Below are 20,480 nucleotides of genomic sequence, written 5' to 3' on the forward strand. Positions count from 1 at the left end.
TCAGGGTGTTATCCGGTCCAGTATGTCGTCTTCTGTGAGCCCGAAGGCAAAGGGCTCGTCCCACGGCGCGCCGTTCTGCACAAGGTCAAATGCACCCTCGCGGGCGACGAGGGTCCAGCGGGCCGGACCCGGAAGGGCGCACCCCTTGGCGCAACCCGAAACATGCAGGCCCGACGCATGGGCCGCGAGGCGCCGTGCCAGATCGCGCGTTTCGCCCTGGGCCTGAGGGCAAAAGGGCGCACCCGGGCAGGCATGGGCCGCGAGCAATGGGTCATCAGGCTGTGTTACAAAGTCAGGCGTTTCAACCGCGCATCCGCCCACCAGCCGGAACAACCGCCCAGGCAAGACGCGCAGCGCCCGCGCGCCGCTCTTCTCGATCAGACGGCAGAGCGCTTTGGCCTCAACGGCGCCAAAAGGCGCACCGTAAGTGTCCGCGCCGGGCGTTGGTGGGCCGCTTTGGGGGCGCGGTGCGATCTCTTGCCACGCGGCGGGCAGTGGCTGGGTCTTGAGGTGCCGCGCCATACGGCCCGCCTCAGAGCCACCTGTCTGCACAAACCACTCGAGCAGCGCCACCAACGCATCCATGGCCTCACCCTCTGCGACGGTGCGCCCAAGCGCTGCCCCGTCTGCCCGCAGGATCAAGCGGCCTGAGGCGCTGCGTTCAAACCGCACATCTGCCGACATCGTGCCGAGATGGGCCTGCGCGCCGGTATCAAGGGCGATGCCCATTTTGGCGGGCAGCACAGGTAAATCGGCGAGCCGCGCGAGAAGCGCGCTGCCCAAACGGTGGGTCAGGTCCCCATGTGTCCAGTCATGGGCGACGACCAGATTGCGCCGTGCTTCGAGGGCCGGGTCCGCGTCCAGAACGCCCAAGTCCCCCAGAGCGGTGATGACAGCAGGGTGATCACCCTCTGCCACGCCCCTGATCTGGACATTGGCGCGCGACGTCAGATCGAGTGTGCCATTGCCGAAGCGATCGGCAATGCCTGCGAGCCCAAGGACCTGTTCGGCGCGGAGTTCACCCAGCACGGCGCGCACGCGGACAACCAAGCCGTCGCCGGACATCATCGGGCGGTAGGCCCCGGGGCACCAGCCGCGCACGATAGGCGCCTTTTGGGCCGTTTGGCTCATTCCGCAGCCTCCAGTGCTGCGAGGATCGAATTGCGCCGCGACACCCAAAGGCCCGCCGCATGCAAAGCGGCAAAACGGTCGCGCATGGCGCTCAGCGCCTCGGGATTGGCCTCTGTCATGAAGTCCACGACCTCCTCGCTGCCCAGCGTCGCCTCGTAATAGAGGTCAAACAGATGCGGCGGGACGACCTCGGCCAGCTGCGCAAAAGCGCCCATGTTCTCCAGTGTCGCCGCGATCTCCGCAGCGCCGCGAAAGCCGTGGCGTTGCATGCCTGCGAGCCAGCCGGGGTGGGTCGCTCGGGCTTGCACGACCCGGGCGATCTCCTCGGTCAATCCGCGCGCGCGGGGGCGGTCAGGGTCTGTCGTGTCGAGATGCCAAAGCGCGGCCTTGCCCCCGGTGATCGTTTGAGCGGCGGCAAATCCCGCTTCGTGGGTTGCGTAATCCTCGGCCAGAAGCACGTCGGTTTCGGGCATATCCTGCGCGTGTACAAAGGCCTCCGCGCGCGCCACGCGCGCCTCTAGCCCTGCGCGGTCCTCGCGGGCTTCACCTGTGTCGAAGGAAAAGCGCGACGCCCGCAGCCAGGCCTCGCCCGCCATGCGCCGCGCGTCCTCGGTATAATCGCCGATCACCGGACCCATGCCTGCGCCAAACGTGCCCGGCGCGGGGCCATAGACCCGGGCGCTGGCCTGGCCCACAAACGGGTTCCAATCCAGTGCTTCATCGCGCGCACTGAGCGCCTTGACCGCTTGCCCGAAAAGTGCGGGCAAGGTCGGGAAGACGTCACGAAACAGGCCCGAGATGCGCAAAGTCACGTCAATCCGGGGCCGATCCAGCTCCGCAATGGGCAAGACCTCGATCCCCGACACGCGCTCTGAGCCTGCGTCCCAGACGGGCCGCACGCCCATGAGCGCCAACGCCATGGCAAACTCCTCGCCTGCCGTGCGCATCGTGGCCGAGCCCCAGAGATCAACAACGATCCCGCGTGGCCAATCGCCCTCTTCCTGCAAGTGCCGCCGCACCAGCTCGTCCGCGAGTGCCATGCCTTGCGCATAGGCGGACCGCGTGGGGATCGCGCGCGGATCCACCGCAAAGAGATTGCGCCCCGTCGGCAAGACATCCGAGCGTCCGCGATAGGGTGACCCCGCTGGTCCAGCCTCGATACGCTTGCCCGCCAGAGCATCCAGCAATCCCGTGCGCTCCGCCTCCGCAGACGGGCGGACATCGAAGGCACATGACGCATCCGGCGCGCGGCCATAGATGTGCAAACCATCGCCAAACTGGCTGTCTTTGACGTCGCAGACAAAGCGGTCAATCCGCGTTATCGCCTCCGCAGAACAGGACGCGACATCCAGCCCCAGATCGCGCTCCACGCCCAAGGCTTGCGCCTCATCGCGGATATCGTTCTGCAACCTGTCGCGGCGGCGCGGATCGAGCCCATCGGCGTTGGAAAATTCGTCCAGAAGCGCTTCCAGCCGCGCCAAACGATCCGGTGTCTCAGAGCGTTTGAGTGGCGGCGGCACATGGCCAAGCGTGACCGCGCCGATACGGCGCTTGGCTTGCGCAGCCTCGCCCGGATCATTGACGATAAACGGATAGATGACCGGCAGGTTTCCGGTCAAAACCTCCGGCCAACAGGCGTCGGAGAGCGCAACCGCCTTGCCGGGCAACCATTCCAACGTCCCATGTGCACCGATATGGACCAGCGCATCGACACGGCTCTGCAGCCAAAGGTAAAAGGCGACGTAGCTGTGGCGCGGTACGCGGGCGAGATCATGGTATTCCGCCTCCCGCTCCGGTGCATTGCCGCGTTCGGGCTGAAGGGCCACAAGCGCATTGCCGCGCTCCAGAACTGGCAAAAGGATCCCGTCCTCTGTGGCATGCGGGTCGTCCTCCGGTTGACCCCAGGCCGCCTCGAGGTCGCGCTGCAAAGGCTCCGGCAAGCGCGCAAGCGCTGCGCGATAGTCGGCGAAAGACCAGACCAGACCAGCCTCCCGCAAATCCGCACCAGTGACAGAGCCCTCCGTCTCAAATCCCGATGCGCGCAGATCACTCAGGATCGCGTCGGCAGAAGCAATGGCATCAAGGCCCACCGCATGGGCGAGGTTCCACTCGCGTCCGGGATAGGTCGACACCACAAGTGCAACGCGTTTTTGCGATTGCGGTAGCGTTTGCAGCCGGTGCCAGGCCGCAACACGTTGGGCCAAAGCCCGGCACCGCTCTTGATGCGCAACATGCACATAGCGCGCAAATTCGAGCGCGTCGTCGCGCGCTTGCGGCTCTTTGAAAGAGGCGACACCCGCAAAGATGCGTCCATCCACCTCCGGCAAAACCACATGCATCGCAAGATCGGCAGGCGACAATCCCCGCTCCGCGTCCGCCCAGGCCTCTTGTCCGGACGTGGCCAGCGCCACCTGAAAGACAGGCACGCCTGCCGCATCAAGCGGTGACGCTCCTCCGTCGCGGCGCCCGGAAAACGATGTGGCATTCACGATGGCCACTGGCGCAATTGCGGCCACCTGGCCTGCGAGCCATTCCGCAGCGCCCGGCGCCTTCAGCGATGGGGCAAATAGGCCCAGCACGTCAAAGCCCGTAGCGCCCAGGGCCTCAAACAGCGCCTCAACCGCGCCCAGATCCGCGGAAACGAGATAGGAACGGTAGAACACCACAAGAACCAGCGGCTTCTTCTGGCTGGATACACGCTGGGGTGAATTGGCGAAGCCAAGAGGGGCAATGCCCCTGAATTGCGCGACCGCCGGACAGGTCAGACCGTCTTGCGGAGTCCAGGCGCCCACCGCAGGCACGCCTTTGGCGCCGCGCACTGGCCCGGCATAGAGGCCGGAGGCCAGCGCCATTTGTGCCAGCGTCGCCTGTGCCGCGACAACACCGCCTGTATCGCAGAGATGCTGCAATCGGCGCAGCGTGGAGACAGGTAAGGTCGAGATGTCGTCGAGCCTCTCATCCGGGCGGCCATCCGCGGGCAGCACCGCCAGCGCAATGCTCTTGGCCCGGCAGAGTGCTTCGATCTGCTGGAGCCCATAAGGCCAATACGGCACGCCGCCGATGAGCCGGATCAGAATGCCTTTTGCGCCCTCCAGCGTTTGCTCGACATAGGTATCGACTGAGAGCGGATGTTTGAGCGCCGCGATATTGGCGAGACGCAGGCTTGGCAATGCGTCCCTGCCGCGGTGCCAGCCTGCCGCGAAAGCGCCGAGATCGGAATCCGAGAGCGAGAGCACCACCAGATCAGCAGGACTTTGCCCCAGATCGGTGGGCGTCTCGGTCTCTTCGAGCCCGTGGCTTTCGCGAAAGACGACGTGCATGGTTTATTCGGCTGCGGCCTGTGCGGGTGCCAGAACCGCTTCGATATCCGCGCGTTTCACGTCGTCATGCTCGGCGATGACGACGAGACGGCCGAGACGATCTTCGCCCGGGCCCCAGGGCCGGTCGTATTGGTGACGCACACGCGCTCCCACGGCTTGCACCAGCAGGCGCATGGGTTTGCCCGCCACGCTTGCATAGCCCTTCACGCGCAGGATATTTTGCGCCTTGGCCAGCGTTTCGATGCGCGCAACGAGCTCTGAGGGATCACCCACCTCGGGGATATCGACGATGATGCTGTCGAAATCGTCATGCTCATGGTCGTGATGCCCATCGTGATGTGAGGGACGCGCGTCCATATCGTCCTCCGCCGCGGCTTCCAGCCCGAGGATCACGCGCGGATCGACCACGCCTTCGGCCACTTCGACCACGGGCAGCGGGCGCGGAGCCTCGCGGGCGATGATCTCCTTGGCTTTCGCCACGCCTTCGGGGCCTGCCAGATCGGGCTTGGTGAGCAGGATGATGTCGGCGCAGGAGATCTGATCGCCGAAGACTTCGGAGAGCGGCGTCTCGTGGTCAATGCTGTCATCGGCTTCGCGCTGTGCATCAACGGCGGCCACATCGGTGGCAAAGCGGCCCGCGGCCACGGCCTCGGCATCGGCCAGCGCGATGACGCCGTCCACCGTGATCTTCGAGCGGATATCGGGCCAGTCAAACGCCTTGAGGAGCGGCTTGGGCAGGGCCAGACCGGAGGTTTCGATCAGGATGTGCTCGGGGCGCGGCTCCAGCGCCATGAGTGCCTCGATCGTCGGGATGAAATCATCGGCCACGGTGCAACAGATGCAGCCATTGGCGAGCTCCATGATGTTCTCTGCCGGGCAATCGGGGATCGCGCAGGATTTCAGGATATCGCCATCGACGCCCACATCGCCAAACTCGTTGACCACAATCGCCAGGCGCTTGCCGCCGGGGTTGCGCATCAGGTGGCTCACAAGCGTTGTCTTGCCGGAGCCCAGAAAACCGGTGATCACGGTCACCGGGAGTTTTGCCAAATCTGCCATGTCTCACATCTCTCCAAAGCTGGGCGCGCGCGGTTTCGTCACCGGGGGGACGCGCGCAATGCAATTTCGTTTCAGGTGTTCGGGCCGGGTCCGCCACGGGATCAGCCCATCTTTTGTGTCACGATAGAGGCTTGCGGCTTCCACGATCAGGTCTGGATGCGACGCCTCGTGGAAATTCCCGTAAATATAGGTCCAGCGATCCTCGCCGCCGCGAAAGCCCACGGAGCAGCCGTAGTCGCAGTTTTGCAGGCATTCGACCGGCAAAAGCGTCACCCCTTCGGGCATGTCGCGGGCGCGCAGTTCCTCGTACATGCGCGTGCCGGGGCGTTCGCCGTCTCCGGTCGTTTCCGTGCCGCGCAGGCATTTGATACAGACAAGGATTTCGACCCCGTCTTTTGTGTCTGACATATTATCCTCCTCCGGGGCACCCCGCCCGGGCTATCGTTTCCATTGCAGATGGCAGGTCTCCTGGCTCGCAGCTCGACGCTTTCCCTGACCTTCCCAGACCGACTTCCGGCCCAGTGGCTTTCTCAAGGATCGCTCGCCGCTCACAGTTGCGGGGGCAGCCGCGGGGTTTCACCGCGTTCCCTTTTCATGCGCCAAAACGGGCGCAACCATCGGGGCCGACATTGCTCAGCGCGCGCGGGATTTGTCAATGTGCATTGACGTCGCCGGGCCCCGGTGCCACGTCTGGGCAAATGCACGAGGAGGCCCCCAATGGATGACGTCACCGCCCGCCACAATGAGAAGATGCGCAAGATCAAAGCCGCGCGCGATCGCATGATGGAGACCAAGACCGAAGAGAAAGGTCTGATCATGGTCCATACCGGGCCGGGCAAGGGCAAAAGCTCGTCTGGCTTTGGCATGGTGATGCGCTGTATTTCCCATGGCATTCCCGCCGCCGTCGTGCAGTTCATCAAGGGCAATTGGGCCACGGGCGAAAAGACGTTCCTGCGCGAGCGCTTCGCCGACGAGGTGCGATTTTTCGTGTCTGGCGAGGGCTTTACCTGGGAGACACAGGACCGCGAGCGCGACATTGCCGCGGCTCAAAACGGCTGGAAGATTGCCAAGGAGCAAATTCTTGACCCTGACATCCAGTTCGTCCTGCTCGATGAGATCAACATCGCGCTGCGCTATGACTACCTCGATATCGACGAGGTGGTGGATTTTCTGCTCAATGAAAAGCCAGAGATGACCCATGTCGTCCTGACCGGGCGCAACGCCAAGCCCGAGCTCATCGAGGCCGCTGATCTGGTGACGGAGATGACGCTCGTGAAACATCCGTTCAAAGAAGGCGTCAAAGCGCAAAAAGGGATCGAGTTCTGATCTGTGCCGGACCCTGCTCATGTTGTGCAGTACCGGGTGACGCTCCGGGGGGTCTCACCTGACCGGATATTGCGGCTTGCCGTGTTTGCTGATCTGCATGGCTGTTCGCCCTTCATGGCACCTGATCGCATAGAGGCTCTCGTGGATCAGACGAACGGGCTGGGCGCGGATCTCATCCTGCTTTTGGGCGATTACGTCGGGCATGTCTTGGGAGGCCGTGGGGCGGCTCCCGCAGCGACGGCCATGTTGCTCAAAGGTTTAAGCGCTCCGCTTGGGGTTTATGCGGTTTTTGGCAACCATGATTGGGCCGATGACGCGGTGGCGCGCCAAACACGCCAACCCAGTCATTGGCACAGCGCGTTTGAAGCCGCTGGCATCGCGTGTCTCAACAATGATGTGATCCGCTTGGCCGCGCCATGGGGCCATGTGCAACTTGCAGGCCTCGATTCGCAGCGTGCCTTCTCCTCGATATGGCCCGGGCCCGTGGAAGGTGCGGATGATCTGGAGGCGGTGCTGGCCAAGCTTTCGCCCGACGATCCGTGCATCCTGATGGCCCATGAGCCGGATGTGTTCCCGGATGTGCCCGACCATATTGACCTGACCCTCTCCGGCCATACCCATGGCGGACAGATCGCGCCTTTCGGTCTCCCGCTGATCGTGCCCTCCAAATATGGCCGTCGTTATGCCTATGGCCATCACTGTGACGGGGCAAAACATCTTCTGGTTTCAGGCGGTTTGGGCTATTCAAAGCTGCCCGTGCGTCTGGGCCGGCCGCCGGAGTTGGTCATGGTCGAGGTCGCGGTATAATGGGCGGGTCCAAGCAATGATGAGAAGCGCGCGTTCATGATCATCGGTCACCTGCCTGCGGGGTATCTGCTCGCTTCTGCGCTCGACAAGAGCTTCGATGAGGATCCGCTGATCTGGTGGGCGATCCTTGTGGGTGCGGTTCTGCCCGATCTGGATATGGTGTGGTTTTTCCTCGTGGACCGGGGCGCGGTGCATCATCACAGCTACATCACCCATGATCCAACGCTTTGGGTGGCCGTGTTTCTGCTCGGGCTGACGCTTTCGTCACGCGCGCTGATCGGGCTGGGGCTGGGGACCTTGTTGCATGTCGCCCTCGATACGCCGTTGGGAGCGATCTGTTGGGGCTATGGCAACCTGTCTCTCTGCGGACCGGCGATTGTCGTCCCCGCGACGCAATCGCACTGGATTTTGTCTTTCCTGCTGCATTGGACGTTTGCGGTTGAGCTTGTGGTGGTTGCTCTTGCCATCCGGGTCTATTGGAAGCGCCCGCGCAGCTCCGAATAGCGTATTGCCCCGACGCTCTTCTTGACGAAAGAGGCCAGTTGGTATGTGGTCCGGGGACTTGCGAGGGGGCCTGCCATGTATCAGCCAGCACTTACCGGATCCGGCGTGTTCACGCCGCAGCAAACGATAACAAATGACGAGCTGGTTGTGGCGTTCAACGCCTATGCCGATCTGTGGAACGAGGAAAACGCAGGGGCGATTGCCTCGGGTGCGTGTGAAGCCATGGCGCAGTCTTCCTCGGATTTCATCGTGTCAGCATCCGGTATCGAACAGCGCTTTGTCATGGATAAGGAGGGCGTCCTTGATCCCAAGCGCATGTTCCCGCGCCTCGCGGCCCGCACGGATGATGCGCCGGGCATCATGGCGGAGATGGGCCTGGATGCCGCGCGTCAGGCGTTGGCGCAGGCAGGCCGGTCTGGCGAGGAGATCGATTGTGTGATCTGTGCGGCCTCCAACCATGAGCGCGCCTATCCCGCGATTGCGATTGAGATCCAGAAGCTTCTGGGTGCGGGCGGTTTTGCCTTTGACATGAACGTGGCCTGCTCTTCCGCCACCTTCGGCATTCAGGCGGCAGCCGACATGGTCCGCTCGGGTTCGGTGCGCCGCGCTCTGGTGATCTGCCCGGAAATTTGCTCGGCCCATCTCGAATGGCGTGACCGTGACTGCCATTTCATCTTCGGTGATGTCGCCACCGCTGTTGTCGTCGAGCGCGCTGAAGACGCACAGGGTGCGCATTTCCTCGTGAAAGGCACCCGCTGCGCCACCGAGTTTTCCAACAACATCCGAAACAACAACGGCTTTTTGCGGCGCACGCGCGATCAGATGGAAGATCGCCGCGACATGCAGTTCATGCAAAATGGCCGCAAGGTCTTCAAAGAGGTTTTGCCCATGGTCTCGGCCCATATCGCCGGGCATATGGACGAGGCGGGCTGGTCTGCGGCGGATCTGAAGCGGCTCTGGCTGCATCAGGCGAACAAGACGATGAACGATTTCATTGGCAAGAAGGTTCTGGGCCGTGTGCCGGAGCCGGGGGAGCAACCCAATATTCTGCAAGACTATGCCAATACGTCTTCTGCCGGCTCGATCATCGCCTTTGCCAAACATTCAGACGACATGGCGCCGGGCGATCGCGGTGTGATCTGTTCGTTTGGGGCGCGCTATTCGGTTGGCTCTGTTCTGGTCGAGCGCGCCTGAACACCCGCTTTGATGTGTTGGGCGAGGATCACTGCCCATAGGGCATAGAGCTGTTCGCTGGGATGGAACCCGTCCTGCGCCACGAGATCCTCGGTCATGGGAAGATCAAAAGCGAGATGATGCGCCTCGGGTGTTTGGGCACAGATCTCCTGCAAGGCTCTGTCGAACTGAGCGGCCCGGTTGCCGAGCGTGCGCCGCAAGGGATTGGGCAAGAGAGGAAAAGCGCCCATGGGCGGCACTCCACAGGCGATGATGTGTTGTGTGTTGTTCTCTTTGGTGAGACGCACAAGTAGCGCGGCATAGGATTGCCGCCATTTCGCAAGTGGCATCCCGTTTTTGACGTCGTTGACCCCCAGCGCCACAACCGCCACATCGCAAGGAAAAACGGGCGCGCGCGCCATCTCCGACAAGGTGCTGCGCGTGGTTGCACCTGAGCGCGCAGTCAGTCGCCAGTGCACGGTAAAGTCGCGGGCCAGAGCCGTTGTGAGCTGCCCGGCCAGTGCCTTGTCTTGCGTGGATGCGCCGACGCCTGCGGCGGAACTGTCGCCCAGGATCAAGAGGCTCAGGGGCGGACCAGCCCCGATCCGGCCCTCGCGCGGCCCCGGCGGTTCAGGCAGGCGTGTGGCGCGGGCGGCGACAAAGAGCCCTTGGGCGACAAGCAGCGGCAGCAGAGCGAGGGAGCGCAGCGTCATGACATCGCGCCTAGCGATCCCCGACCGCGTCGCGCCAATGCCTGCGGCACAGGCTGACGTAGGTCTCATTGCCGCCGATCTGGATCTGATCACCGTCCGTGACGACCTTGCCCGCGCCATCGCGGCGGATCACCATGGTGGCTTTGCGCCCGCAATGGCAGATCGTGCGCACTTCGCGCATCTCATCAGCCAGCGCCAGCAGAGCGGCCGAGCCGGGGAAGAGCTTGCCGCGAAAATCGACGCGCAGGCCATAGCACATGACAGGCACGCCCAGATCATCGACGGCCTGGGCCAATTGCCAGACCTGCGGCTCTTCGAGAAACTGCGCCTCATCGACAAAGACACAGGCCACTGCGCCGCGCCCCAGACGCGCCTCGATACGGGCGAAGAGATCATCACCCTCTGCGTAAGTGTCTGCCTCGGCTCCGATGCCAATGCGCGACCCGATCCGCCCCGCCCCGGCGCGCCCATCGCGCGCATAGGTCAGAAGGTAAGGCTCCATGCCGCGTTCGCGGTAGTTATGGGCGGCTTGCAAAAGCAAGGTGCTCTTGCCTGCGTTCATCGTCGAGAAGTGAAAGTAAAGCTTGGCCATGCCCTTTACTGCCTCAGCGTTAACAACGGACGCAAGGGGAGGGTAGCATTCCCAAGAAAAAGCGTTACACCGTGTAAAAGTAATGGGTTGAGAACGCGGGGCCATTCGTGATGAGCACGATGCGCAGTTACTTGAAGAAACACACTGAAGCTTTGGTGAAGGACGTGGGCATTGAGCCCGCGTGTGATCTGACCGGTAAGTCCAAGGCGACCTTGGGGCGGTATTATTCGGACAATGATGAGCATGCGGATCGGTTCATGCCGATTGATGCGGTGGCCCAACTGGAAGAAGCCGCGTCTTTTCCCCATGTCACATCCGCCCTCGCGGAATTGAAGGGGATCACGCTGAGCTTTGATTCCGAGCGCCGCAACTCGGACAAAAAGGGCGGCGTAAACAGCGATGTGATCGCGCTGAGCCAACGCTTCGGCATGCTCATGGCGGAGTATCACGAATCCATTGAAGATGGTGTCATCACGGTCAATGAGGCGAAGCGTTTATTGAAGGAAACGCTGGCGTTGCAGCAAGTCCTGATCGATATGAAGCTTCATCTGGAAGACGAGACCACCTGATCTCAACACCTGAAATGTGCGGCTGCGCCGCGCTGGTTTGAGCGCGCATGATATGCGCGCGGATAGGGGGCTTTGCCCCGCCGCCTTCGGCGTCTCCCCAGAGTTTTTGGGCAAGATGAAGGATGTGAAGGTGCTGCGTTCTTTCGCGGACGTCAGATATCGGGCTGCGTCTAGGGGTGTTAGCTTTTCACACGGGTGCCCCAGAGATCATATTCGGAATGCTCGTCAATCTCAACGCGCAGGATATCGCCGGGAGACAGGTCTGCGAAATCTTCATCGATAAAGAGGTTACCGTCGATTTCGGGAGCGTCGGCCATGGTTCGGCATGTGGCGGCCTCGTCATCAACCTCATCCACGATGACATCGCAGATTGTGCCGACTTTCGCGGCGAGTTTGGCCTCTGAAATGCTTTGTGCTTTGGCCATGAAGCGCTCCCAGCGCTCCTGCTTGATCTCTTCCGGGACGTGATCGGGCAGCAGATTGGAGCGTGCGCCCTCGACGTTTTCATATTGGAAGCATCCGACACGGTCGAGCTGTGCTTCGTCCATCCAATCGAGGAGTGTTTGGAATTCCTCCTCGGTCTCACCGGGATAGCCGACGATGAAGGTTGAGCGCAGTGTGATCTGCGGGCAGATGCGGCGCCAATCGGCAATTCTGTCGAGCGTTTTCTCCGCAGCGGCGGGTCGTGCCATGCGGCGCAACGTTTCGGGATGGGCGTGTTGGAAGGGAATATCGAGGTAGGGCAGCAGGCCATTTTCGGGTTCTGCCATGGCGTCAATGATCTGGGCCACATGCGGGTAGGGGTAGACGTAGTGCAGGCGGACCCATGCACCGAGCGTGCCCAGATCGCGGGCCAGCTCAAGGAAGGGGAATTTCGCGTCGCGCTCTTTCCAATCGGTGCCGTAAGCAGAGGTGTCCTGACTGATGACGAGCAGTTCGCGCACCCCTGCCTCCACCAATTTCTCAGCTTCGCGCATCACTGCCTTATGGGGGCGGGACGAAAGCTTGCCGCGCATATCCGGGATGATGCAAAACTTGCAGGTATGATTGCAGCCCTCTGAAATCTTGAGGTAGCTGTAGTGCCGTGGCGTCAGGCTCACGCCGGTTGCGGGGAGCAGATCAATGAAAGGGTCAGGTGCGGGCGGGACGACGCCATGCACGGCATCAAGCACTTGCTCGTATTGCTGTGGACCCGTCACGGCGAGGACCTTGGGATGTGCGCCTGTGATGTAGTCCGGCTCTGCGCCCAGACAGCCTGTCACGATAACCTTGCCGTTTTCCTGAAGCGCCTCGCCGATGGCCTCAAGGCTTTCAACCTTGGCGCTGTCCAGGAAGCCGCAGGTGTTCACGATCACAGCATCTGCCCCGCCGTAATCCGGTGAGATGCCATAGCCTTCCGCGCGCAGACGCGTGAGGATGCGTTCGCTGTCCACAAGGGCTTTGGGGCAGCCAAGCGAGACCATGCCAATGGTCGGTTGGCCCTCACGGCGGCTCTCGCCGATCTGCGCATTGGCGAGATCGGGGCGAAGGTCAGGTGGGTTTTGTGGCATCGGCGCTACCGGCGGCGGTCGCGGCGTGTGCTCATGGGCTGGAAGGCAACGCCGACATGGGCCTCGCAGTAGGGCTTGCCTTGCTGGACGGGCAGGCCGCAGAACCAGAAATCATCCGTTGCAGGATCGCCAACGGGCCATTTGCAGGTCCGCTCTGTCAGCTCCATGAGGGACAGTTTCTTGGCCTTTTTCTCGATTTCGGAGACTTTGGCCAGCGCCTCTGGGCTGATCTCATTGGCAGAGGGTTGCGGCGGGAGCGGCTGGCCGGCCGGGATGATCTGCTTGCGTGCCGGAATGGGCGTTGCAGCCTTTGCTTCGGGTGCAGGTGTGGGCTCTGCTGTTGCGGCAGCGGGTTTGGGTGCGGGCTTGGGCGCTGGTTTCGCCTTCGGCTTGGGCGCTTCTTTCGGTGTGTCGGATTTCGCAGCACCGGCGCCTGCGCGGTTGGACAGGCCCAAACGGTGTACTTTTCCGATAACGGCGTTCCGTGTCACGCCGCCGAGTTCCTTGGCGATTTGCGAGGCGGATTGCCCCTCGCCCCACATTTTCTTCAGAAGTTCGACGCGTTCATCCGTCCAGGCCATGCGGCGTATCCCTTACGACAAAGAGCGGCCCTGCCCGAGCCGCCCTGCTGTTGATTGCGGTATATACTATGTCTCCGGGGCGCGCGGGACAAGGGGCCTTCGTGCACGGCTTTCGCGCCAGGCCAGCAAAACCGCGCCCGCGATGATTGTCACGGCACCGAGGATCGATATCCCGTCGGGCCAGACACCGAAAATGGCGCCATCATAGAGCGCTGCGAAAATCAGTGTGGCATAGGAAAACGGCACGACAAAACTCGCATCTGCCCGCGCCATGGAATTGACGAAGCAGGCCTGGGCACAGGCCATCATCAGGCCAAGGGCCGCCATGGCAGCCCATTGCGCGCCGGTGGGGCTGGTCCAGACGACAAAGGCGGGCCCTGCAATGAGCAGCATGCCGATACAATTGTTTACAAACAGAATCTGGAAGGCGGGCTCCATGCTGGACAATCGTTTGATCACGATGATCTCAAAGCCAAGCACAAGCGCCGCGCCCAGTGCGAGCAGGGCGCCGAACTGGATGACGCCCATGCCGGGGCGCAAGAGAATCAAGGCACCTGCAAAGGCGAGAACAACCGCGAGCCACCGCCAGGGCCCAACGCGCTCTCCCAGCAGGGGAATGGCGAGGAGCATGGCAAAGACCGGGTTCATAAACGAGATCGCTGTCGCGTCGCTCAAAGGGATGAATGCCACGGAGGCGAACATCAGCGTCACGCCGGTTCCCCCGAGGATCGTGCGCGCAATATGCCAGGGCCAGTGGATTTTGCCGATCTTCAGACGTGCCACAGCCGCAACGCTGGCGATGCCCATGAAGGCAAAGGCAAAGCGCGCCGAGGTGATCTGCAAGGGATGCAAAGGCGCGCCCAATGTGTCCGTCCCCAGTGCTTTGGCGAGCAGCGTGGTCCCGGCGATGAAGACAGTTGCCAGAAGCATGAGGCCAACGGCAATCAAGGGGCGCTGTGCGTAAGGGGTCATGCCAGGCTCGATTTGGGTGGGGTGCGAGACGTGCGGCGGCTGGTCTCGCATCTCGCGTGAATTAGAGGCAGGACCCGGATCGCGCAACACGTAAAAGAAAAAGGGCCGCCCGGATGGGGCGACCCTTCATGTTTTTTAGATGAGACAGAATTTCTCGAGGGAAACCGTCTTACATCATGCCGCCCATGCCGCCCATGTCGGGCATGCCGCCACCTGCAGGCGCGCCCTCTTTGGCGGGCTTATCGGCAACCATGGCTTCTGTTGTGATCAGGAGACCTGCAACAGAGGCTGCATCTTCGAGAGCTGTCCGGACAACTTTCGCAGGGTCGATAACGCCGAACTTGAACAGATCGCCGTATTCTTCCGTCTGCGCGTTGAAGCCGAAGGATGTGTCGCCGCTTTCGCGGACTTTGCCCGCAACGACAGCGCCGTCGACGCCCGCGTTTTCAGCGATCTGACGCAGAGGTGCTTCGATGGCTTTACGCACAATGGCGATACCAGCGTTTTGATCCGCATTGGCACCTTCGACACCGTCGAGGGACTTGCCGCCCTGCACGAGAGCAACACCGCCACCGACGACAACACCTTCCTGAACAGCGGCGCGTGTCGCGTTCAGAGCATCGTCAACGCGGTCCTTGCGCTCTTTCACTTCGACTTCTGTCATGCCGCCAACACGGATCACAGCAACACCGCCTGCCAGTTTGGCAACGCGCTCTTGCAGCTTCTCACGGTCGTAATCGGAGGTTGTTTCTTCGATCTGCTGACGGATCTGGGAGACGCGTGCTTCGATCTCGCCTTTTTCGCCATTGCCGTCGATCACGGTTGTCTCGTCTTTTGTGATCTGGATGCGCTTGGCTGTGCCGAGCATGTCCATTGTCACGTTCTCGAGCTTCATGCCGAGATCTTCTGAGATAACCTGACCGCCTGTGAGGATCGCGATGTCTTGGAGCATGGCTTTACGACGATCGCCGAAGCCGGGTGCTTTGACCGCTGCAATCTTCAGACCGCCACGCAGTTTGTTCACGACGAGCGTTGCGAGCGCTTCGCCTTCAACATCTTCCGCGATGATCAGCAGGGGCTTTTGGGACTGGATGACCTGCTCGAGGAGCGGGACCATGGATTGCAGCGAGGAGAGCTTCTTCTCGTGCAGCAGAACCATGCAGTCTTCGAGCTCAGCTGTCATCTTGTCAGCATTTGTCACGAAGTAGGGGGAGAGGTAGCCGCGGTCGAACTGCATGCCTTCCACGACGTCTGTCTCTGTCTCGAGGCCTTTGTTTTCCTCGACAGTGATGACACCTTCGTTGCCAACTTTCTGCATCGCGTCTGCGATCTGACGGCCGATTTCCTCTTCGCCATTCGCGGAGATGGTGCCGACCTGAGCCACTTCGTCGGAGTCTTTGACTTCGCGCGCTGCGGCTTTGATCGCTTCAACGACTTTGGCCGTTGCAAGGTCGATGCCGCGCTTGAGGTCCATCGGGTTCATGCCCGCGGCAACCGACTTCATGCCTTCTTTGACAATGGCTTGTGCCAGCACGGTTGCAGTTGTTGTGCCGTCGCCAGCCTCATCATTGGTGCGGGAAGCAACTTCCTTCACCATCTGCGCGCCCATGTTTTCGAACTTATCTTCCAGCTCGATCTCTTTGGCGACAGAAACACCGTCTTTTGTGATGCGGGGGGCGCCGAAGCTCTTGTCGAGGACCACGTTGCGGCCTTTGGGGCCGAGGGTCACTTTGACTGCGTCTGCGAGGACGTTGACGCCGCGCAGCATGCGGTCGCGGGCGTCGGTATCAAAACGTACGTCTTTTGCCATCTTGCTCTTCCTTTGAATTAGTCAGTGGTAATGTGAGGCGATCTCAGGACACGGTGCCCAGAATGTCGCTCTCTTTCATGATGAGCAGCTCTTCACCGTCGACGGTGACTTCGGTGCCCGACCACTTGCCAAACAGGATCTTGTCGCCTGCTTTGACAGCCATTTCGATCAGTTCGCCGTTGTCCTTGCGCGCGCCTGCGCCCACGGACACAACCTCACCCTCGGAAGGCTTTTCTTTTGCGCTATCGGGGATGATGAGGCCGCCTGCGGTCTTCTCATCGGATTCAACGCGACGGACCAGTACACGGTCATGAAGCGGAGTGAATGCCATCTTTGTAGCTCCTTGGCTCAAAGGTTAGTGTTTGACGCCCGACCTCCCGTCGGACGATTAGCACTCAAGCGAGGCGAGTGCTAACGGCGCATAGCTAGGGGCCGCGATTTCGCGAGTCAACAGGGGGGCCGCAGAAAAATTTGTCTCTTTGACATGAATTATGTCGATGCGCCTGAGCCGTCCGTGCTCATCCCGTCTCATGGGGTTGAAAGAGGCGCGCGTGGGCTACAGATTCCTTCGCGACGTAACATGTTCAACTTCGGGAGGCGTCATGCGTATCGCTCTTGCCTTTTGTTTCGCGGCCTTCCCTTTTGTGGCCAGCGCCCAATGCGAGGGGCAAGATGTCCGCGCGAACCTCTCGCCGGAAAATCGCGCGGAGATCACTGCATCCGCGGCGGCCGAGCGCTATGGTGAGGGCAACTTCTGGCAAGCCACACGGGGCGATCGCAGCATAACCTTGATTGGTACAGTCCATTTGGGCGACCCGCGGCTGGATGGGATCGCCGAGGCGTTCCGTGATGAGATCAGCGCTGCGGATCAAGTGTTCCTTGAAATGACATCCGTGGAGCAGGAGCAGCTGAAAACTGCGCTGGCGAGCGATCCGGCGATGATCTTGTTGTCCGATCATTCGCTGATCGATTTGCTGCCGCAAGAGACATGGGCCGTTCTGAAAGCGGGGGCGGAAGCGCGTGGTTTGCCCGGGCCCATGGCCGCTCGTATGCAGCCCTGGTATCTCTCAATGATCCTTGCGCTGCCGCCCTGTGCTTTGGCCGGGGGGCCGCCCGAAGGGCTGGATGCCATGGTCGAGGAGATTGCGCGCGAAGCAGATGTTCCCGCTTTTCCTCTTGAGCCTTATGACACGCTTTTTCGCATTTTCGCCGAAGAGCCGCTCGATACCCAGATTGATTTTCTGACGGCGTCTGTCCAAGACACAGGGACGTCAGAGGATATGCTGGCCACGACGTTGAACCTCTATTTCGAGGAAGCCCCTGCTGAGCTCTGGCACCTGTCCCGCGTTATGGCGCGGACGCAGACGACTATGCCAGCGGAAGAGTTGGACGTGCTCTTTGCGGAGCTGGAGGAAGCCCTTCTGTTTGAACGCAATCGGGCCTGGCTGCCGCTTCTGGAGGATGCGGAGGGGGACCGGATCGTTGCGGCCTTTGGGGCCGCGCATCTGTTTGGGGACGATGGCGTGCTGCATCTTTTGGAGCAAGCCGGGTATGTGCTCACAAGGCTTAAGCCGGAATAGGGCCCCTACAGAAAGTTCTTCGACACAGCAAAGAGCGCCCCCAAAGGAGCGCTCCAAATTCTTATTTCAGACCGGGATCTTACCTTGTTTTCCGACGCAGCAGCATCATGCCGCCCAAACCAGCCAGCAACAAAGGCAAACCGGCCGGAAGTGGAATCGGGGCAAGCGTGCCAAAGACCTGCAGTCGCGCGGAGCTGACTGTAATCGATGGGTTTCTCAGCTGCGTATCGGGGGAAAACTCCGACAGCCAGAAGGTAAACTCGCCCGAACCAACCGAGTTCGCGAAGGCGTCGATTGTCAGAACGTCGCTTGAGGCATCAATCGTGATGGTCTGTGCGCCATCGGAGACCGCGGCGAAGGAATCGTCGAAGAAGGAGGATCCGTCAGATCCTTGCACGCGTACGGCCCAAACTTCCGGTATCAGGCCAAAGAAGGCGCTTTCATCACTCGAGCCGCTGACGTCGAGCGTCAGTTCGAAGCGATCAATCGAGGTGTAATTGACGGCCGAGAAGTCGAAGGATTCATTGAAGTCGTTGTCGACGTCAAAGAAGGTAGTCGAGTTCGACGAGCTGTTGGGTATGAGCGTTTGGTCATAGATCAGCGCCGCTGCGGCAGACGAAGCAACGCTGCACAGAGCCATAGCCAATACAATTGGTTTGAACATTGCGGTTTCCTGTTTTCTACACGATGCAGTGGCACATCGATCAGCCCACAATGTCACTCCGATTTGAGGCGAATTTTAGACAAGTTATAGGGTTTACGGTGGCGTTTCAGGCCGCCAGACCGCGCCCCTTCAACAATGCCTCGACCCCGGGCAAGCGCCCTCGAAACTGCGTATAAAGCTCGGCCGCATCCACCGATCCACCCCGGCTGAGGATATGATCCTCCAGCTTTGTGGCCGTCGTGGGATCGAAGGGATCGCCAACTTCCTCAAAGGCCGCAAAGGCATCGGCGTCCATAACCTCGGACCACATGTAGGAATAATATCCCGAGCTATAGCCGTCGCCTGCAAAGACATGGGCAAAATGCGGTGTCGCGTGGCGCATGCCAATGGCCTGGGGCATGCCGATCTCCGCCAGCACGTCCGCTTGTTTGACCATGGGGTCCGTTGGTGCCGCGCCCTCGTGAAACGCCAGATCAACGAGCGCTGAGGCCACGTATTCAACTGTCTGAAACCCCATGTCGAAGGTCGCGGCCGCCAAGACTTTGTCGAGCATATCCTGTGGCATGGGTGCGCCGGTTTCCGCATGGGTTGCGAACCGTTGCAGGACCTCTGGAACCTCGAGCCAATGCTCATAGAGCTGGCTTGGCAGTTCGACAAAGTCCCGCGCCACGGATGTGCCGGAGACCATCTCATAGGTCACATCGGACAGCATCTGGTGCAGCGCATGGCCAAACTCGTGAAACAATGTGCGCGCGTCGTCATAAGACAGAAGCGCCGGATCGCCCTTGGCGAAATTGCACACATTGATGACCACGGGGGCCACGGTATCGGGGAATTTGCGCTGTGAGCGGAAGGCCGAACACCATGCACCGGAGCGTTTTGATCCGCGCGCGAAGTAATCCCCGATAAACACGGCGACATGTTCCCCGGCCCGGGTAACTTCCCAGGCGCGGCAATCGGGATGATAGAGCGGCACGTCCAAAGGCTTGAACTCCAGGCCAAAGAGCCTGTTGGCGCAATCAAACTGTGCCTCGATCATGCGGTCGAGCTGCAGGTATGGCTTCAAAAGCGCATCATCGAGATCGTGCTCGGCCTTGCGGCGCTTCTCTGCGTAGTACCGCCAATCCCATGGTTGCAAAGCGCCGTTAACCCCATCGGCGTGCAGCATGTCTTCAAGAATTCGGGCATCCGCATCGGCGCGGGCTTTGGCGGGCGCCCATACATCCATCAGGAGCTTGCGCACGGCATCCGGCGTCCCCGCCATTTCCGTTTCCAGCTTGTAGGACGCAAAATCGTCATAGCCCAGAAGTTGCGCTCTGTCGTGACGCAGCGCCAGGATTTCAGCGGCAATGGCGCGGTTGTCCGTATCAGTGCCATTGGCCCCGCGCGCGCCCCAGGCCTTATAGGCGATCTCGCGCAGGCCACGATCCGGGCAGGTTTGCAGGAACGGCACAACGATCGAGCGCGACAGGGTTACCACGGGCCCGTTTGCCCCGCGCTCCTTGCCGGCTGCGCGCGCGGCGTCTGCGAGGTAGGTCGGCAGAGTGGCGAGGGTGTCTTCGGACAGATCCATGTGCCATTCGCGCTCATCGGCCAGCAGATTTTGGGTAAATTGCGTGCCCAGCGTCGCCAACCGGCCCTTGATCTCGGACATGCGTTTGGCCGCTTCGCCGGTCAGTGCTGCGCCCTGGCGGACCCAGTTGCGGTGCATCAGATGGAGGACGCGGGCCTGCTCATCGCTCAGATCCAGCGTGTCTTTCGATGCCCAGACAGTGCTGATCCGGGCCCAGAGCTTTTGATTTCCGTAGATCGCCGCGGAATGGGCGGCAAATTTCGGGGCATAATCCCGCATGAGTGCTTCACGCGCAGGATTACTGTCTGCCCCCGCGAGATTGTAGAAGACGCTGGCGGCCTGATCGAGCTTCTCACCAGTCCGCATGAGCGCCTCGATGGTATTCTCGAACGTGGCGGGCTCGGTTTGATTCGCGATGGCTTCGGTCTCGGCCAGATCTTCGGCAAGTGCCGCCTCAAATGCGGGCGCGAAATCGTCGTCTGAGATCTCGGGAAACGGCGCGAGGCCAAAAGGGGTCGTCCAGTCGCTCAGCAGCGGATTTGTCATGGTGATGAAG

At 61.3% G+C, this 20,480-nt stretch carries 19 protein-coding genes and 1 riboswitch; of the genes, 6 read left to right on the forward strand and 13 right to left on the reverse strand.

Features of this window, described 5'->3' with window-relative positions:
- The 4 genes from ACP15S_RS13850 to ACP15S_RS13865 are packed head-to-tail and all read right to left on the reverse strand — an operon-like array spanning position 1 to position 5,918.
- On the reverse strand, positions 1-1,131 hold the full coding sequence (locus ACP15S_RS13850; RefSeq protein ID WP_425040227.1) for a cobalamin biosynthesis protein CobG: 1,131 nt from the start codon (positions 1,129-1,131) through the stop codon (positions 1-3).
- Positions 1,128-4,451: a cobaltochelatase subunit CobN gene (gene cobN, locus ACP15S_RS13855; RefSeq protein ID WP_425040228.1), complete on the reverse strand. Its 3,324-nt coding sequence runs from the start codon at positions 4,449-4,451 to the stop codon at positions 1,128-1,130. Before cobN ends, ACP15S_RS13850 begins: the two co-directional genes overlap by 4 nt.
- Before the next feature lie 3 nt (positions 4,452-4,454).
- Positions 4,455-5,510, reverse strand: coding sequence for a cobalamin biosynthesis protein CobW (gene cobW / locus ACP15S_RS13860; protein WP_425040229.1), 1,056 nt, complete (start codon positions 5,508-5,510; stop codon positions 4,455-4,457).
- A gap of 3 nt (positions 5,511-5,513) precedes the next feature.
- Positions 5,514-5,918, reverse strand: coding sequence for a DUF1636 family protein (locus tag ACP15S_RS13865; RefSeq protein ID WP_425040230.1), 405 nt, complete (start codon positions 5,916-5,918; stop codon positions 5,514-5,516).
- 33 nt (positions 5,919-5,951) lie between these two features.
- Positions 5,952-6,144, reverse strand: a riboswitch (cobalamin riboswitch).
- A gap of 83 nt (positions 6,145-6,227) precedes the next feature.
- Here ACP15S_RS13865 and cobO point away from each other — a divergent pair.
- The 4 genes from cobO to ACP15S_RS13885 all read left to right on the forward strand — a co-directional run bounded on the left by cobO (position 6,228) and on the right by ACP15S_RS13885 (position 9,341).
- A complete protein-coding gene (cobO, locus tag ACP15S_RS13870; RefSeq protein WP_425040231.1) occupies positions 6,228-6,836 on the forward strand; it encodes a cob(I)yrinic acid a,c-diamide adenosyltransferase in 609 nt (202 codons plus the stop codon).
- A gap of 81 nt (positions 6,837-6,917) precedes the next feature.
- Positions 6,918-7,643: a metallophosphoesterase gene (locus ACP15S_RS13875; RefSeq protein ID WP_425040232.1), complete on the forward strand. Its 726-nt coding sequence runs from the start codon at positions 6,918-6,920 to the stop codon at positions 7,641-7,643.
- A gap of 36 nt (positions 7,644-7,679) precedes the next feature.
- The gene (locus tag ACP15S_RS13880; protein ID WP_425040233.1) at positions 7,680-8,147 is read left to right on the forward strand and encodes a metal-dependent hydrolase; all 468 of its coding nucleotides are present in this window, start codon (positions 7,680-7,682) and stop codon (positions 8,145-8,147) included.
- A 75-nt stretch (positions 8,148-8,222) separates the two neighbouring features.
- The gene (locus tag ACP15S_RS13885; RefSeq protein ID WP_425040234.1) at positions 8,223-9,341 is read left to right on the forward strand and encodes a beta-ketoacyl-ACP synthase III; all 1,119 of its coding nucleotides are present in this window, start codon (positions 8,223-8,225) and stop codon (positions 9,339-9,341) included.
- On the opposite strand, the gene ACP15S_RS13890 is transcribed toward ACP15S_RS13885, so the two are convergent.
- Together ACP15S_RS13890 and ACP15S_RS13895 are read right to left on the reverse strand one after the other, a co-directional pair.
- Positions 9,305-10,033 carry an SGNH/GDSL hydrolase family protein gene (locus tag ACP15S_RS13890; RefSeq protein WP_425040235.1) on the reverse strand — a complete coding sequence of 243 codons (729 nt, stop codon included), beginning with the start codon at positions 10,031-10,033 and terminating at the stop codon, positions 9,305-9,307. The two genes, ACP15S_RS13885 and ACP15S_RS13890, sit on opposite strands and share 37 nt — an antisense overlap.
- A gap of 10 nt (positions 10,034-10,043) precedes the next feature.
- Positions 10,044-10,625: a thymidine kinase gene (locus ACP15S_RS13895; protein WP_425040236.1), complete on the reverse strand. Its 582-nt coding sequence runs from the start codon at positions 10,623-10,625 to the stop codon at positions 10,044-10,046.
- A 110-nt stretch (positions 10,626-10,735) separates the two neighbouring features.
- On the opposite strand from ACP15S_RS13895, the gene ACP15S_RS13900 reads away from it, so the two are divergent.
- Positions 10,736-11,194 carry a hypothetical protein gene (locus tag ACP15S_RS13900; RefSeq protein ID WP_425040237.1) on the forward strand — a complete coding sequence of 153 codons (459 nt, stop codon included), beginning with the start codon at positions 10,736-10,738 and terminating at the stop codon, positions 11,192-11,194.
- A gap of 179 nt (positions 11,195-11,373) precedes the next feature.
- On the opposite strand, the gene rimO is transcribed toward ACP15S_RS13900, so the two are convergent.
- The 5 genes from rimO to ACP15S_RS13925 form a co-directional block, all read right to left on the reverse strand.
- On the reverse strand, positions 11,374-12,744 hold the full coding sequence (rimO, locus tag ACP15S_RS13905; RefSeq protein ID WP_425040238.1) for a 30S ribosomal protein S12 methylthiotransferase RimO: 1,371 nt from the start codon (positions 12,742-12,744) through the stop codon (positions 11,374-11,376).
- A 5-nt stretch (positions 12,745-12,749) separates the two neighbouring features.
- A complete protein-coding gene (locus ACP15S_RS13910) occupies positions 12,750-13,325 on the reverse strand; it encodes a GcrA family cell cycle regulator (protein WP_425040239.1) in 576 nt (191 codons plus the stop codon).
- Positions 13,326-13,391: 66 nt separating this feature from the next.
- On the reverse strand, positions 13,392-14,297 hold the full coding sequence (locus ACP15S_RS13915; RefSeq protein WP_425040240.1) for a DMT family transporter: 906 nt from the start codon (positions 14,295-14,297) through the stop codon (positions 13,392-13,394).
- A gap of 169 nt (positions 14,298-14,466) precedes the next feature.
- The gene (gene groL / locus ACP15S_RS13920; protein WP_425040241.1) at positions 14,467-16,107 is read right to left on the reverse strand and encodes a chaperonin GroEL; all 1,641 of its coding nucleotides are present in this window, start codon (positions 16,105-16,107) and stop codon (positions 14,467-14,469) included.
- A gap of 43 nt (positions 16,108-16,150) precedes the next feature.
- The gene (locus ACP15S_RS13925; protein ID WP_425040242.1) at positions 16,151-16,438 is read right to left on the reverse strand and encodes a co-chaperone GroES; all 288 of its coding nucleotides are present in this window, start codon (positions 16,436-16,438) and stop codon (positions 16,151-16,153) included.
- 271 nt (positions 16,439-16,709) lie between these two features.
- Between ACP15S_RS13925 and ACP15S_RS13930 the strand changes: the two genes are divergently transcribed.
- Positions 16,710-17,687: a TraB/GumN family protein gene (locus tag ACP15S_RS13930; protein ID WP_425040243.1), complete on the forward strand. Its 978-nt coding sequence runs from the start codon at positions 16,710-16,712 to the stop codon at positions 17,685-17,687.
- Positions 17,688-17,766: 79 nt separating this feature from the next.
- Here ACP15S_RS13930 and ACP15S_RS13935 read toward each other — a convergent pair whose 3' ends face one another.
- Both ACP15S_RS13935 and ACP15S_RS13940 read right to left on the reverse strand, forming a co-directional pair.
- Positions 17,767-18,351, reverse strand: a complete 585-nt coding sequence (locus ACP15S_RS13935) for a VPLPA-CTERM sorting domain-containing protein (RefSeq protein WP_425040244.1) — start codon at positions 18,349-18,351, stop codon at positions 17,767-17,769.
- A 106-nt stretch (positions 18,352-18,457) separates the two neighbouring features.
- On the reverse strand, positions 18,458-20,470 hold the full coding sequence (locus tag ACP15S_RS13940; RefSeq protein WP_425040245.1) for a M3 family metallopeptidase: 2,013 nt from the start codon (positions 20,468-20,470) through the stop codon (positions 18,458-18,460).
- Positions 20,471-20,480 lie beyond the last annotated feature (10 nt).

It is taken from the genome of Primorskyibacter sp. S187A, from assembly GCF_049800955.1.
Taxonomy (GTDB): Bacteria; Pseudomonadota; Alphaproteobacteria; order Rhodobacterales; family Rhodobacteraceae; genus JAKVBH01.

Bases quoted from the DNA above. Each gene is read 5' to 3' on its own strand.
- ACP15S_RS13850 (WP_425040227.1), bottom strand. From the start codon at position 1,131: ATGAGCCAAACGGCCCAAAAGGCGCCTATCGTGCGCGGCTGGTGCCCC.
- cobN (WP_425040228.1), bottom strand. From the start codon at position 4,451: ATGCACGTCGTCTTTCGCGAAAGCCACGGGCTCGAAGAGACCGAGACG.
- cobW (WP_425040229.1), bottom strand. From the start codon at position 5,510: ATGGCAGATTTGGCAAAACTCCCGGTGACCGTGATCACCGGTTTTCTG.
- ACP15S_RS13865 (WP_425040230.1), bottom strand. From the start codon at position 5,918: ATGTCAGACACAAAAGACGGGGTCGAAATCCTTGTCTGTATCAAATGC.
- cobO (WP_425040231.1), top strand. From the start codon at position 6,228: ATGGATGACGTCACCGCCCGCCACAATGAGAAGATGCGCAAGATCAAA.
- ACP15S_RS13880 (WP_425040233.1), top strand. From the start codon at position 7,680: ATGATCATCGGTCACCTGCCTGCGGGGTATCTGCTCGCTTCTGCGCTC.
- ACP15S_RS13885 (WP_425040234.1), top strand. From the start codon at position 8,223: ATGTATCAGCCAGCACTTACCGGATCCGGCGTGTTCACGCCGCAGCAA.
- ACP15S_RS13890 (WP_425040235.1), bottom strand. From the start codon at position 10,033: ATGACGCTGCGCTCCCTCGCTCTGCTGCCGCTGCTTGTCGCCCAAGGG.
- ACP15S_RS13895 (WP_425040236.1), bottom strand. From the start codon at position 10,625: ATGGCCAAGCTTTACTTTCACTTCTCGACGATGAACGCAGGCAAGAGC.
- ACP15S_RS13900 (WP_425040237.1), top strand. From the start codon at position 10,736: ATGAGCACGATGCGCAGTTACTTGAAGAAACACACTGAAGCTTTGGTG.
- rimO (WP_425040238.1), bottom strand. From the start codon at position 12,744: ATGCCACAAAACCCACCTGACCTTCGCCCCGATCTCGCCAATGCGCAG.
- ACP15S_RS13910 (WP_425040239.1), bottom strand. From the start codon at position 13,325: ATGGCCTGGACGGATGAACGCGTCGAACTTCTGAAGAAAATGTGGGGC.
- ACP15S_RS13915 (WP_425040240.1), bottom strand. From the start codon at position 14,297: ATGACCCCTTACGCACAGCGCCCCTTGATTGCCGTTGGCCTCATGCTT.
- groL (WP_425040241.1), bottom strand. From the start codon at position 16,107: ATGGCAAAAGACGTACGTTTTGATACCGACGCCCGCGACCGCATGCTG.
- ACP15S_RS13925 (WP_425040242.1), bottom strand. From the start codon at position 16,438: ATGGCATTCACTCCGCTTCATGACCGTGTACTGGTCCGTCGCGTTGAA.
- ACP15S_RS13930 (WP_425040243.1), top strand. From the start codon at position 16,710: ATGCGTATCGCTCTTGCCTTTTGTTTCGCGGCCTTCCCTTTTGTGGCC.
- ACP15S_RS13935 (WP_425040244.1), bottom strand. From the start codon at position 18,351: ATGTTCAAACCAATTGTATTGGCTATGGCTCTGTGCAGCGTTGCTTCG.
- ACP15S_RS13940 (WP_425040245.1), bottom strand. From the start codon at position 20,470: ATGACAAATCCGCTGCTGAGCGACTGGACGACCCCTTTTGGCCTCGCG.